The organism is Ignavibacteriales bacterium (assembly GCA_020635255.1).
Classification (GTDB): Bacteria; Bacteroidota; Ignavibacteria; order Tepidaquicellales; family Tepidaquicellaceae; genus JAEYVS01.
On record JACKAC010000001.1, the window covers coordinates 116,412 to 130,381 of the forward strand.

The window sequence follows — 13,970 nt, forward strand, 5'->3', positions numbered from 1 at the left end:
TTTTTCGCTTTGGGGCGAATTCAGGCGCAAGCTTTAAAAAATACTGTTTTTTCCTACATTGGACTGGTCTTAGGCTACCTTAATGTGGTAATATTATTTCCAGCCTATTTTAGTGTAGAAGAGTTCGGCCTTATACAATTACTTGCGGGAATGGCGATCGTTTATTCCCAGCTTTCTGCTCTAGGACTGACAAATGCTATAGTTCGTTTCTTCCCCTTTTTCAAGACTGACGACAAAAAGCATGGCGGGTTTCTCTTTCTGGTTATGCTCATTGCAATAGCCGGGTTTGTGATTGTTACCCTTATTTATGTAGTTCTCAAGCCCTTTATCTCAGCCCAGTTCATAGAAAATTCAGCACTGTATGTAGATTACTACTATTTTCTAGTCCCGATTTCATTTTTCCAGCTTCTATTTACCGTGTTTGAAGGCGTAACTCGCGCCGTTCACCAGACGGTCTTCGCCGTTTTTTTAAGGGATGTACTCTTTCGTGTCTTGACCACTGTTGGAATTTTCCTTGTCTTTTTCAAAGTTATCGATTTCTATCAGTTCCTCGTGTTTTATGTTTTGATAAACGGTCTCGTCGTGATCCTCTTATTGGGCCAGGTTGTCTTCACCCGTGAATATAAGCTCATTGTCGGTTCTAAACTCCTAAACAAACTCAGAGCAAAAGAGGTTATCCGCTACGGTCTGTTTACTTTGCTCGGAGGTTCATCATACTTCCTCGCGCAAAACATTGACAAGATTATGATCGGCTCTATGGTCGGTCTGAGGATGGTGGGTATTTACTCGCTATTCATTTATATTGCTACTGTAATATTCTTCCCTGCACGATCCCTTTACCGTATTACAATGCCGACTATTACCGAAGCATGGAAGGAGAACGACGTTCAGCTTATATCAGCTCTTTACAAAAGAACGTCTCTGCTCTTACTCATTATTGGTAGCATTGTCTACGTCGGTATTGCGATAAACAAGGAAAATATACTTTACTTCATTAAACCTGAATACCGGGAAGGTTTTGTTTTCTATTACTTCCTCGGTTTGTCTTTTCTGATTGACATGACAGGTGGCATAAACTCAGACATTATTTCTACATCAGTTAAATACCGTTACGACACTTTGTTCAATATAATTTATGCCGGCTTATGTATCCTTCTTAATTTCATTTTCATTACACTATACGGTGCTATAGGAGCCGCCATTGCCACAATGCTATCTGTATTGATTTTCAACCTGCTCAAATGGGGCTTTCTCTTCAAAGAATACAAGATGCAGCCCTTCGATTCTAAAAACGTTATCGTTGTGGTATTAGCCGGAATTACTTTATTAATAGGGCTTTTCCTGCCCGCACTTGGAAATGTCTATCTGGATATAGTATATAGAAGCGGGATTTGTACCGCTTTCTATCTTGGCTTATTGCTTTTGCTTAAAGTCTCTTCCGACATAAATGAGAAATTTGATAAGTACGCCCGTAAATTAAAGCTGATAAGATGAAGATTGTTTATGATCATCAGACTTTTGCTATGCAGAGATATGGAGGTATCTCCCGCTATTTCTATGAAACAATTAAAGATCTGCTTGGAAGTGACTCCCTGGATATCTCGGCTTTTATGGGTTACTTTATAAATGAATACGGGCTTGAGGATTTTAAGGATGCTTTTACGCATTTCTGGGGAAAGAAATATAAACCCCGGTTTAAGACCAAGCTCCTTTTTCTGAAACTAAACGAATATCTCCTCCCGCGTTTCATTAATAAATATGATTTTGATCTTTATCACCAGACCTATTACAATTATCTCTGCCCATCATTTAAAGGTAAAAGGGTAATGACTGTCCTTGATATGACGCATGAATTTTTTCCCGATTCATTTTCTCCTTTGGATAAAACTTCCGAATGGAAAAAACAGTCTATTCCCAAAGCCGATGGACTTGTATGTATCTCGGAGTCAACACGCCGCGATTTGATTAGGGTATTTAATGTGCCTGAAGAAAAAACCAGGGTGATCCATCTGGGAAACTCCATCGATCCTAATGTCAAGGGTGAACGGATTATAAAAGATGATTACATCCTTTTCGTCGGTGATAGGAAAGGTTACAAAAATTTTACGTTGCTTGCTAATGCTTTTGTTGCTTTACCTGATATTAATAACTCGTTCAAACTCGTTTGCTATGGAGGAGGTCCACCTTCGGCAAAAGAGCAGGAGTTTGTTAAGACAAATGCCCTTGAGGGTAAAATTATTTTTGATGGGGGTGATGATAAACGCTTAGCAAATTTTTATAAATATGCATCTGTCTTTGTTTATCCATCTAAATATGAAGGTTTTGGCATCCCCCCTCTTGAAGCAATGACTATCGGCTGCCCGGTGATTGCCTCAAATATAAGCTCGATTCCCGAAGTAGTAGGGGATGCCGGTTTATATATTGACCCGGATAGCCTTGAAGATATGAAGGAAAAGCTATTACTTATGCTTAATGGCGAAAAGACCCGGTTAGATTTTATTAATAGGGGACTTGAACAGCAAAAGAAATTTAGTTGGAAAAGGTGTGCTGAAGAACATATAAAATTTTATAATGAATTGCTAGAAAGATGAAACAACCTGTCATCAGCATAATAACCGTTGTCTATAATGGTAAGAAAGTTTTACCAATGACTATAAAGAGTATTGCCACGCAAACGTATGACAATATAGAATATATAATTATAGATGGTGCGTCCACTGATTCTACACTGGATGTTATTGAGAAAAACAAAAATATTGTTTCGAAGTTTGTTAGTGAACCGGATAGAGGCATCTATGATGCGATGAATAAGGGACTCAAAATTGCCACAGGTGATTATGTATGGTTTCTTAATGCTGGAGATGAAATATACTCTTCGGATACTATTTCTAAAGTATTTGAGCTGGAGGAAGCTGATGCTTATTACGGGGATGTCGGTTATATAGATGAAAACGAAGAAGACCTTGGAACACGTACTTTAAAAACTCCTCCTGAATCTTTTAGCTGGAAAGATATGATTTGGGGAATGGTCGTTAGCCATCAGTCCTTTATTGTAAAAAGAAAATATGCGGTAAACTACGATCTAAGATATAAATATACCGCCGATGTTGATTGGATGATAAAAACTTTGAAGAATTGTAAAACAATCGGAAATACTAAGTTGATATTATCTAAATTTCTCGTCGGTGGATTCTCCAAGAAAAATATAATCAGCTCAAATCGAGAGCGATTTTCTATCCTTAGAAAACACTTCGACCTTTACGAAGTCCTAAAAAGCCACGCCCTTCTTTCGAAAGATTTTATTAAGTACTATCTATCCAATAAAAAGAAATATTATTAGCGGGACAGTTAGCTGCCCCGCCAAATTATTGTCTTATTTAACCAGTACCATCTGTTTGGTTTCAACAAAATTTCCAGCTGTCAATCTGTAAAAATAAACGCCGCTGGATAGATTTGCTCCGTTAAAGCTGAACTCGTAACTCCCTGCATTCATCTGGGTATTTATTACTTCCTGTACATCCGAACCCCTCATATCATAGATTGTCAACCTAACATCAGTATTTTGTGACAGATCGAATTTTATCTTCGTTGATGGATTGAAAGGATTCGGATAGTTATTATATAGCTTATATTTATCGGGTATTGAGTTTCCTGCCTGGATATTTCCTGTTACTAGTACTGCAATCGTATCTGAATACGCGGAATTAGAAGCCCCATTAAATGCATATACCCTATAATAATACAAATTTGTAGGTGATATCCCTGAGTTATCTGTAAAGTTCTCCGCGTTGGCTCCCGTTGTACCGACAACCTGGAAATTATCAGGAGTGCTTAGACTCCTTTCGATCTTAAATCCTTGCTCATTACTAGAATTATCAAACCATGTTAAGTAAATAGAACTGGTTGACAATGGAAATCCCAGTAGATTGGATGGCGCCGCAGGGGCCAGGCTGCCTCCCGTTGATGTATATAAAATTTTCCCATCTCTTCCTACTACCCATCCCTTATTTGTTGTAACAAAATCTGTTGAGAAAAACCACGTCGTTGTTCCTGGCGGAGTTACGCATGCCCAATTAAGGCCGCCGTTATCTGTCCTGAATATGTCTCCGGCATCTCCTGACATCATCCATACATCGTCTGTTATGTAGTCAATGCATCGCGCGCTATGTAGAGTTCCATAATTTTTCGGTGACCATGTTGTACCGCCATCTGATGTCTGGTAAAAATTAATTGTGCCGGGAACTCCTACCGTTACGATTCCAGTGTTTGCATTTAAAAATTTAATGTAGAGTAGCTCATCTATGCTTGGAAAGGATCCCTGGGAAAACCAGTTGATCCCGCCGTTGGTTGTTTTTCTTACCTTTCCAGTAAATCCGGCAAGCCAGCCTGTACTCTGGTTTAGGAAACATATTGACCACAAGTTTGCTGTTGTTCCACTTATCTGTGGATTCCAGTTTATCCCACCATTAGTAGTTTTCCGTACTTCTCCCTGGTAACCTACATAATAGCCCGTGTTTGCGTTGTTAAAGAAAACGGATTTGATTGTCTGGGTTATTCCACTTGGAAGTGAAAACCAGTTAATTCCTCCGTTAGTTGTCTTCCTTAATGTTCCACTGGATCCGCATGCGTATCCAGTATCATTGGTCAGGTTCGGGAACTGTATACAAAATAATGTGTCACTTGTTCCGGTGACCTGCATAAACCAAGTGCTTCCGCCATTGGTTGTCTTGATTATGATTCCTCCCTCACCGCTACAGAATCCGGTTGTTTCATTTATAAACTGGACACACCAAAGGTCATTTGTTGTACCGCTGTTCTGTGTGACCCAGCCATTTTGTGCATTGGAAATTAAGCTTGTCGATGAAAATATAAGGATTAATAGATAGATTCTCATTTTAATTGCCTCCATAGATTATAAATTGAGTTTTTAGGTGGGAGCTCCGATGGCTTAAAATAATTAAGTTGAATATTTCTCTCTCTTAACCTAAATTATGTTAAAATAATCAAATGAGCAAGGACTTTTTTGTTAAATATTTGTTAAAAAGTAAGATTAGCCTGCCTATTGCTATTTTGCTACTCTTGCTCACTAATACAGCCTTCTCACAATACGGATGGCATCAGCTCAATTCCGGCGCTACAAACAACCTTCATGGTGTTAAGTTTTACTCGGCAAATTTTGGTATGGTAGTCGGAGAAAATGGTAAGATTCTTAGAACAACGAACGGAGGTCTGAATTGGTTTTCGGGGACGGTTGTATCGTCATTAGCGATGTACAAACTTGCTTATGTAGACTCATTGCGATGGACTATTGTTGGGCAGAATGGATTGATTCTCTATTCTTCTAATGCCGGTTCTTCTTGGAATGTTAATGGCACCGCCGGTGTAAGTGTTAATCTTGCTGATATTCAATTTGTTAAAACAGAGGGAGTCACTTCTGATACTGGCTATATTGCCGGTGTCAATGGTACCTTGTTACGGACAACAAATGGAGGAGTGACCTGGTCACAGGTTCCTGTTATCACATCAAACAACCTTTATTTTGTACACTTCGTGGGTCAAAATACCGGATTCGTTGGCGGATACAATGTTGCTATAAAAACAACGAATGCCGGTGTGAATTGGACTACGGTAACACCTGCTCCAAATATGGAACTAAGCCGGGCGGATTTTAAAGACTCGGATAATGGTATCATAGTTGGAGGCACGGATATCTCTAATGATGGGGTAATATACAGAACTTCAAACGGAGGTGCTAATTGGTCAGAATACCTTACTCCTTTTGAAGCGCTGAAATCGGTCATATATTTGACCAACGGGAATATTTCGATTGTTGGTAATAATGGAATAATCCTGATGTCATATACTAATGGGAATAACTGGGAGATTCAAACAAGTCCTGTTACGACCTTTCTGAGAGATTCTTACTTCGTAGATACTTCGACAGCCTATGCCGTGGGAAACTCAGGTACTATTATCAAAACAACTTCTGCCGGTGTGATTATAAATGTTCATCAGATTTCCTCGGAGATTCCTTCTTCGTTCAGACTATATCAGAACTATCCTAACCCATTTAATCCCAGTACGAATTTTTGGTTTGATATACCCGTCAGTGGCTTGGTTTCTCTGAAGATCTATGACTCTCTGGGACGGGAAGTCAAAACCGTCTTAAATAAGGTCTTACAGGCTGGAAGATATGAATATACATATCAGGGTGAGAATATTCCTAGTGGACTATACTTCTATACATTGACAGCTAATGACTTCTCACAGACAATGAAAATGATACTCGTGAAATAACCTTACAGCCCCTTTATCTTCTCCATATCATCATCACTCACATTAAACAGATCTACCTTTGGCAATCTCATCAGTAGTTCTCGCCAGTTAGCATCCTTTGAAAATACTTCTTTGAATATTGGGAGTGACTCATCCACCTTTCCTATCCCTGCAAGAGTTACCGCGTGCCAGAACTTCATCTCCAGGTTGTCCGGGAACATCTCTTCTGCCGTCGAATACTCTTTCAATGCCAGTTCTATATCTCCCTTCTCTATTGCCAGGTCGCCGTTGTTCATATGCTCATATGCCCTGTGAACTTTCAATAGCCTTCTCAATTCCTTCACCGGCTCATCACTGTCTTCCACCCTTAGGTCTATTAACTTATCTTCCCACTTATTCCCTGTTGATTCGCCCCTTACTATTAGGAGACTTGCCGACTGTTTTCCTCGTATGTCGCCGCCCTCGTTCTGTGCCGCTTCCAGGGTAGCTATTAATCTCTCCGCTAGCGGTCCGGTCGAATTCTCGAATGCATCTGCCATCGCTCCCCACACAGTGTTATTCAGCATCATGTTTGCCTGCACTGAGTAATTCTCTCCAACCTTATTGCCGGCTTCGGGTATACACTTCTTACCTGTATATGACGCCGCATTCCCCTTTGAATCAAGTACAGCTAATTGCCTCTCATCTCTGCCTTCATCAGTTGAGATCAGTTCATCAACTACTTCCTGAGGTGTCTTGCCTTGTTTGAGAAGCTCCAGTCCCCGTAATCCAAATGATACATTTACAAATGACTGCGTCGCAATTACACCAACCCCTGCCTCACCCCACGCCACGATAGAGCCAACCGAAAACCAATGCGACTGTACGGCTACTCCCATTTCTCCGGTAACCGGGTCCCGCGCAACTATCGAGTATGTATGTGCAAACGGCTTACTATAAAACTGTGCCTGAGAATTTGATATCATTAAAAAGAAAATAAATAATATGAATAATGTATGTTTATTCATACTCCGTAACTTATTTTATTAACATCATCTTCTTTGTCTCTGTAAAATCGCCCGCACTGATCCTGTAAAAATATACTCCGCTTGATAATTTCCCACCATCATAGTTCACTTCATAGCTTCCTGCATTCAGTTGCGAATTGACTATTTCATCGACCTCCTGCCCGCTCATGTCATATACTTTAATATTCACAAACGCATTTCCCGGCAGGTCGAATTTTATTTTTGTCGTCGGATTGAATGGATTAGGATAATTATTGTAAAGCCTGTATCTGTCCGGTATCTCGCTTCCGGTCTGAAATAGAGTAGTGAGTACAATTGTTTCAACATTTGAAAATGCTGAATTCCCTGCGCCGATAAAGGCATAAACTCTATAATAGTATCGGGTACCATAAACTAATCCGCTTGTATCAATAAAATTGGGTACACCAGCTCCTACGATTCCTACCAGGTCAAAATTTGTCGGCATTCCGACGCTTCTTTCTATTTTAAATCCTTGCTCATTATTCGAATTGTCAAACCAGGACAGGAATATTTGGTTTCCGGAGACCACAGACCCAATAAGATTTGTTGGAGCTGCCGGAGGTTGTGTTCCGCCGTTTGTAGTTCGCTGTATGTCTCCGTTTGGACCGGCTTTCCAGCCGTCAGTCGGAGTTACAAATGAGATTCCGTAAGCCCAGGTTCCGTTTGCTCCTGATGCCCAGGTTGTACTCCCGTTGCCCGTTGTGTAAAATGTACCAACGTCGCCTCCTACATATCCGTAAAGCCCGCCTACAAAATCTACGCACCTTGTAGTATAGGTGTTTCCAAAAAACTGGGGTGTCCACGTTGTTCCGCCATTATCCGTAATATAAAAATTTACGTTTGATCCCGAAAATGTGATCACGGCTTTGTTTGCGTCGACTATGTAAACACTGGTCATGGGTCCGGAGGCGCTTACTGTTTGTGTGAACCAGCTGGATCCGCCATTAGTTGTCTTCCGGATAGTGCTTTGTTCACCTACTGTATAGCCTGTGTTTGCATTAAGGAAGTGAATTGAGTTTAGATTGGATATTGTACCAGCGGATTGTGTGAACCAGTTTATTCCTCCATTTACGGTCTTTATTACCAGACCGTTATCCCCGCATGCAAATACTGTATTAGCATCTACAGCATATATCGAATTCAGATCTATGTTGAATCCGCTTGTAAGTACAAACCAGTTAGTTCCGCCGTTTATGGTCTTACGTAAAACACCAGAATCACCGGCAATGTAACCTGTGTTGCTGTTAACAAAGGAAAGCCCGCGCAAAGTTTGAGACGTGCCTGCCGCTAAAGGTGACCAGTTAAACCCGCCGTTAGTGCTTTTCCTTACGGTGCCTGTTTCACCTACCACATAGCCGGTTGAAAGATCCGTGAATTTTATTCCGTTGAGTGTTTTTGTTGTTCCGCTGTTCTGGTTTATCCAGTATTGGGAATAGGAAGTCGAAAATACTAAAGAAAATAATGCCAGAAAAAATGTAAATAGTTGCTTCATACTATTTACCCCCCTTTTGATTTACCCTTACTATTTCTAAGTTATAAGAAAATTTGTTAATCTACAAGTAACATCTTCAATAATGCAATTAGCATTCCAAAGGAATTAATTATTGGAAATCTATGGTTTATCGTTTTAGCACTATAGTAAATTTCCGTAAGGTGTCAAACTTAAAATTTAACTCTGTATAAATTTAATTTAGTTTAGTATTTTCCTTTATGCCTCACGAATTTATACATCTTCACAATCATACTCATTATTCGCTCCTTGATGCGATTGCAACTGTTGACGGTCTTGTGCAGGCTGCCGTTGATAATAAAATGAAAGCAGTTGCGCTGACCGACCACGGCGTAATGTATGGTGCAATGGAGTTCTATAAAAAATGCCGTAAGAATGATATCAAACCTATCATCGGTTGTGAAGTCTACGTCGCGCAGTCGGGTTCACGTCTTGAGCGCGGTAAAAAAAATGATACCTCTGACGAGGTCCGCTCCGAAAATTCCGACGGTCTTTCTTCTACTAATATTAATTACGCGCACCTTATACTCCTCGCAAAAGATGAGGTTGGTTACCGTAATCTCTTAAAGCTTGTCTCCATTGGGCACACAGAAGGCTTCTATTATAAGCCGCGTATAGATCTTGAAGTATTAAGCCAGTATAATCAGGGACTTGTTGCCACCTCCGCGTGCGCCGGAGGAGTGATTTCCTGCTATATTACCCGAAATGACATGGACATGGCGCGTAAGATGGTTGGACAATACAAAGACATCTTTGGCGATGACTTCTATCTGGAAATTCAAAACCACCTCACTATTGATGCCGAACAGAAAGTTCTGGAGTGGATGCCTAAGCTTGCAAAAGAGTTCGGACTGAAACTGATCGTTACAAACGATTGCCATTACATAAAACCAGAGCATGCCATCGCTCACAATATATATCTGCACATCAGCGCTAAGCAGTCCAAAGTGCAGGACAGTTATGAGATTCTAAACAATCTCCGTTACGGAACTGACCAGGTTTATTTTAAATCCGCGAAAGAGATGTGTGAGCTCTTCCGTGATTATCCTGATGCGATTAAATCAACCCTTGAGGTAACCGAAAAATGTAACCTCGACCTCGATCTGTCTAAAAACCACATGCCCCGTTTTGAGATTCCAAAAGAGGACGAAACCGAAGACCTGGATGAATATCTGAAAAAGCTCTCTTATGAAGGACTGGAAAAAAGGATAAAGAACCCAGGCAAAGATGAGCACGATCGCCTTAATTATGAACTTTCTGTTATAGAAAAAATGGAGTTCGCAGGATACTTCCTTATTGTGCAGGATTTTATTCGTGCCGCTAAGGAGAGAGGAATTCTCGTTGGTCCCGGTAGGGGAAGCGCGGCAGGAAGCCTGGTATGTTATGCCCTGGGCATCACCGATGTAAATCCGCTCGAATACAATCTCCTCTTCGAGCGTTTCCTGAATCCCGAAAGAATATCTATGCCTGATATAGACGTTGATTTTCAGGATGATCGCAGGGATGAAATTATACAATACGCGAAAGAAAAATTTGGCGATAATTCCGTTGCCCAGATAATCACCTTCAATAAACTTGCTCCCCGTGGCGTTCTAAAGGACGTCGGCCGTGTTCTCAATTTCCCGTTCAACGAAATTAATGACCTTACAAAGCATATCCCCATCGTCTTCGGAAAGGTAACACCTCTTACAAGGTGTATGGATGAAGTGGAAGACTTTAAAAACTACTTCAAAAAATCTCCTCCCGATTTAAAAGATGAGAGAAAAAAACTATACGAGTATTCACAGGTTCTTGAAAATCTCAACAAAAATTCCTCCATCCACGCGTCTGGCGTTGTAATTGCTCCGTCTGACGTTGTTGACTATGTACCGCTGTCTAAGGTCACGGGCGAGGAAGATGTCTTCTGCACGCAGTACGATATGAATCAGCTCGAGGATGCCGGGCTCATTAAGATGGACTTCCTTGGGCTCAAAGAATTAAAGGTAATTGGCAGGACTCTCAAACTAGTCAATGATCACCACAATACCGATCTCACAGTCGATAAGATCCCGCTCGATGACGAAAAAACCTATGAACTCTTCGGCTCCGGCTCGACCGTTGGTATATTCCAGTTTTCAAAAAGCAAGATGCGTGAGTATCTCGCAAAGATGAAGCCCAAGAATATCAACGACCTCGCCGCTATGAACGCGCTCTATCGCCCCGGTCCGATGAAGCTTATTCCCGATTTCATAGAAAAACGTTTCGGTCGCAAAGAGGTTACGTACCTTCACCCGCTTATGGAAAACTCCCTAAAGGAAACTTACGGAATTATTGTATTCCAGGAGCAGGTGATGCAGATCGCGCGTGAAGTCGCGGGTTTCACCATGGCGCAGGCTGACAATATGAGAAAAGCCATGGGTAAGAAGATAAAAGCAATGATGGATGAGGTAAAGGTTCACTTCATCAAAGGTGCTGAAGAAAATGGAGTACCTAAAAAGACGGCGGAACAGATCTTCTCTTTAATACTGGATTTTGCCGACTACGGCTTTAATAAATCGCACGGCGTCGCTTACTCGATTTTGGCGTTTTACACCGCGTACCTCAAAACACACTATCCTGTCGAATTCCTTGCCGTCTCCATGGCATGTAGAAAGGACAGTGAGACTGAACTGCAGGAGCTTGCCTTCGAATGCAAAAAAATGAATGTCGATCTTCTCTCTCCAAACATTAATAGTGGCTCGGTTGATTTTACGGTTAAGTATCTCGACGAAGGAGACAAAGTAGGGGAGATTATCTACGGGCTTAGCGCCATAAAAAATGTCGGCGAAAAAGCCGTACAAAACATTGTCGAAGAGCGGGAAGAGAATGGTCCTTATAAGAGCTTTGTGGACTTCCTTAAACGAGTAGATTTACGGCTTGTAAACCGTAAAACACTTGAAGGGCTTATCTTTGCCGGGGCTTTTGACGATATCGAACCCAACCGTAATAAGCTCTATTCAAATCTTGAGCGTACCGTCGCCTATGCGCAGAGATATAAGACCCTCCCCGAATCACAGGGGCAGGAAGGTCTCTTTACTATGGGTAAAGGTGGTAACGAATACGAAGATAGTTTCATTCTCGGCGATGCGCCGGAGTTTGAAAAAGTGGAAAAATATATACGCGAAAAATCTGCCATTGGCTTTTATCTTACGGGACATCCGCTGGAGAACTATAAAGAGGAGATTTCTCTCTTCACCAACCTCGATTTCGGTGTTGATGTTAATGAACTCGACTTCAATTCCCTTGGTACTGTAAAGGTCTGCGGGGTTATTTCCAATTTCCAGCCCAGGATATCTAAACGTGGCAAAAAATTCGCTACTTTTGACCTTATTGACACATACGGCTCAGCGGAATGTATCGCTTTTGAGAGTATTATTGTACAGTCCGGTAATTTTTTAAAAAATGATTCTGTTGTATATGTTACCGGCAGAGCTGACGAGAACGGAGATTCGATAAAACTTGTTATAGAGGATATATTCCCAATGACCCAGCTTAGAGAAAGGCTGGGCAGTTATGCCCTCATAAAGCTCAATGATAAAGAAGATGATGTTTTTGAGAAACTTGAGAAAATAAAATCCGTAGTATCAGAATACCCGGGAAATTGTTTTTTATACTTTAGAGTAAAAAACAACGGCTCCTATCAGGACTGGAAATCCCGTGAATTTAAGCTTAAACTCTCTGAGGATTTAATTTCCAACTTGAAAGAAATTGTTGGGGAGAGTAATTTAGAAATAAATTAAAAATTGAAAGGATTCTACAAATGGCATTAATGGAAATCACTGATGGTAATTTCGAAACTGAAGTTAGAAATTCCGATAAACCTGTGTTGATCGATTTTTGGGCAGTATGGTGCGGACCATGTAAAATGATCGCTCCTATCGTTGAAGAGATTGCGACCGAGTATGATGGACAAGTAAAAGTCGGTAAGCTTGACGTTGATAATAATCAGCAGGTAGCAATGGAGTTTGGTATTAGAAGTATCCCAACACTTTTGATCTTCAAAGGCGGGCAGGTAGTTGACCAGATAGTCGGCGCAGTTCCAAAAGATCATATTATTGGTAAGCTTAGCGCTCACCTTAATTAACTTTACCCTAACCATAAAACCGGAGCTATGATGATCACTCTATTTAGGAGTATTTTCCTCGTTTTACTTTGTACGTCACTTTTGACCTTATCCTCCTGTGGTAAAAAAGATACTACTTCTTCAGGAGATAAAGAATCAACCGAGAATAGTAAATCCGAAGATGAAGGAAACGATGGTAGCTCGAGTGGCGATATTGATATGTCTACCGGGAAGTTCATGATTGAATACGCGATGGAAGGTCCTAAAATGAGCGGTACGATGACACTGTATAGAATGGGTGAGAATTTTAAGACAATTATGGAGGGCAACTTCGGTGGAATGGAAGGCGGTGAAAGTGTTGCGCTCTATAAAGATCCTTATGTTTATTCCGTTACCAATATCGGCGGTAAGAAAACCGGCATCAAGATGAAAGTAGATGAATATAAGAAGGATGAGAAGAATTTCGACATGAAAGATATTGAGGAACAATTGGATAAATATAAAAAGATCGGGACGGAAGAGATACTTGGCAAAGAATGCGAGATATATGACATGGGTAACGGTAGTACGATTTCTGTTTATGATAAAAAAGCCGTCCTGCGCATGAAATCAAAAGAGATGACTATAACCGCTACCAAAATGAATGACGGTTCCGGTATTTCTGCATCTGACTTTGATGTTCCAACGGATGTCGAGTTCATTGATATGGAAGATATGATGAAGGGCATGAAAAATCTTAAAAGCCTCGAAAAGCTTAAAGACATGAAAATGCCCGGCAAATAAATAAACTTTTAAATGTCGTGACAAACAAAACCCCGGTTCTCCCGGGGTTTTTGTTTTAAAATCCCCTCCGACGGAGGGGTGGTCCCGATTTATCGGGAACGGGGTGGGTTCCCACGGTAAATTTCCTACCACGCCGTCAGGCGAAAGGCCGAAAAAGCGTTGTCATTCCCGCGAAAGCGGGAATCCAGACCTTTGCTGTGATCGTTGCTAGAAGCTAAATTCGGTCTCAACATTATATGCGATTTACATCTGGCGGTGCATTTTGCTTCTTTTGTGCAAGCAAAAGAAGGGA

10 protein-coding genes are annotated in these 13,970 nt (G+C 41.0%); 7 read left to right on the top strand and 3 right to left on the bottom strand.

Annotated elements, in window-relative coordinates; translation table 11 throughout:
• Positions 1–9 precede the first annotated feature (9 nt).
• Genes H6614_00550 through H6614_00560 form a run of 3 tightly spaced genes read left to right on the top strand, consistent with a single transcriptional unit; the run spans position 10 to position 3,340 of the window.
• Complete coding sequence (locus H6614_00550; protein ID MCB9242143.1) at positions 10–1,494, top strand: polysaccharide biosynthesis C-terminal domain-containing protein; 1,485 nt, start codon at positions 10–12, stop codon at positions 1,492–1,494.
• The gene (locus H6614_00555; protein ID MCB9242144.1) at positions 1,491–2,591 is read left to right on the top strand and encodes a glycosyltransferase family 4 protein; all 1,101 of its coding nucleotides are present in this window, start codon (positions 1,491–1,493) and stop codon (positions 2,589–2,591) included. The genes H6614_00550 and H6614_00555 overlap by 4 nt, the downstream gene beginning before the upstream one ends.
• Positions 2,588–3,340 (top strand): glycosyltransferase, encoded by a 753-nt coding sequence (locus H6614_00560; GenBank protein ID MCB9242145.1) that lies wholly within the window; start codon positions 2,588–2,590, stop codon positions 3,338–3,340. Before H6614_00555 ends, H6614_00560 begins: the two co-directional genes overlap by 4 nt.
• A 33-nt stretch (positions 3,341–3,373) precedes the next feature.
• On the opposite strand, the gene H6614_00565 is transcribed toward H6614_00560, so the two are convergent.
• Positions 3,374–4,894, bottom strand: coding sequence for a T9SS type A sorting domain-containing protein (locus tag H6614_00565; GenBank protein MCB9242146.1), 1,521 nt, complete (start codon positions 4,892–4,894; stop codon positions 3,374–3,376).
• A 113-nt stretch (positions 4,895–5,007) separates the two neighbouring features.
• Here H6614_00565 and H6614_00570 point away from each other — a divergent pair, with 113 nt between their 5' ends.
• The gene (locus H6614_00570; protein ID MCB9242147.1) at positions 5,008–6,297 is read left to right on the top strand and encodes a T9SS type A sorting domain-containing protein; all 1,290 of its coding nucleotides are present in this window, start codon (positions 5,008–5,010) and stop codon (positions 6,295–6,297) included.
• A 2-nt stretch (positions 6,298–6,299) separates the two neighbouring features.
• On the opposite strand, the gene H6614_00575 is transcribed toward H6614_00570, so the two are convergent.
• A complete protein-coding gene (locus H6614_00575) occupies positions 6,300–7,283 on the bottom strand; it encodes a DUF1028 domain-containing protein (GenBank protein MCB9242148.1) in 984 nt (327 codons plus the stop codon).
• Between the two features lie 10 nt (positions 7,284–7,293).
• The gene (locus H6614_00580; protein ID MCB9242149.1) at positions 7,294–8,796 is read right to left on the bottom strand and encodes a T9SS type A sorting domain-containing protein; all 1,503 of its coding nucleotides are present in this window, start codon (positions 8,794–8,796) and stop codon (positions 7,294–7,296) included.
• Positions 8,797–9,014: 218 nt separating this feature from the next.
• Here H6614_00580 and dnaE point away from each other — a divergent pair, with 218 nt between their 5' ends.
• Genes dnaE through H6614_00595 form a run of 3 tightly spaced genes read left to right on the top strand, consistent with a single transcriptional unit; the run spans position 9,015 to position 13,678 of the window.
• Positions 9,015–12,572, top strand: coding sequence for a DNA polymerase III subunit alpha (gene dnaE, locus H6614_00585; GenBank protein MCB9242150.1), 3,558 nt, complete (start codon positions 9,015–9,017; stop codon positions 12,570–12,572).
• A gap of 20 nt (positions 12,573–12,592) precedes the next feature.
• Complete coding sequence (gene trxA / locus H6614_00590; protein ID MCB9242151.1) at positions 12,593–12,916, top strand: thioredoxin; 324 nt, start codon at positions 12,593–12,595, stop codon at positions 12,914–12,916.
• Between the two features lie 27 nt (positions 12,917–12,943).
• Positions 12,944–13,678 (top strand): hypothetical protein, encoded by a 735-nt coding sequence (locus H6614_00595; protein MCB9242152.1) that lies wholly within the window; start codon positions 12,944–12,946, stop codon positions 13,676–13,678.
• Positions 13,679–13,970 lie beyond the last annotated feature (292 nt).

What these genes read in the sequence shown, in the direction of transcription:
- H6614_00565 (MCB9242146.1), bottom strand. Translation starts at nt 4,894, where the DNA reads ATGAGAATCTATCTATTAATCCTTATATTTTCATCGACAAGCTTAATT.
- H6614_00580 (MCB9242149.1), bottom strand. Translation starts at nt 8,796, where the DNA reads ATGAAGCAACTATTTACATTTTTTCTGGCATTATTTTCTTTAGTATTT.
- H6614_00560 (MCB9242145.1), top strand. Translation starts at nt 2,588, where the DNA reads ATGAAACAACCTGTCATCAGCATAATAACCGTTGTCTATAATGGTAAG.
- dnaE (MCB9242150.1), top strand. Translation starts at nt 9,015, where the DNA reads ATGCCTCACGAATTTATACATCTTCACAATCATACTCATTATTCGCTC.
- H6614_00570 (MCB9242147.1), top strand. Translation starts at nt 5,008, where the DNA reads ATGAGCAAGGACTTTTTTGTTAAATATTTGTTAAAAAGTAAGATTAGC.
- H6614_00575 (MCB9242148.1), bottom strand. Translation starts at nt 7,283, where the DNA reads ATGAATAAACATACATTATTCATATTATTTATTTTCTTTTTAATGATA.
- H6614_00555 (MCB9242144.1), top strand. Translation starts at nt 1,491, where the DNA reads ATGAAGATTGTTTATGATCATCAGACTTTTGCTATGCAGAGATATGGA.
- trxA (MCB9242151.1), top strand. Translation starts at nt 12,593, where the DNA reads ATGGCATTAATGGAAATCACTGATGGTAATTTCGAAACTGAAGTTAGA.
- H6614_00595 (MCB9242152.1), top strand. Translation starts at nt 12,944, where the DNA reads ATGATGATCACTCTATTTAGGAGTATTTTCCTCGTTTTACTTTGTACG.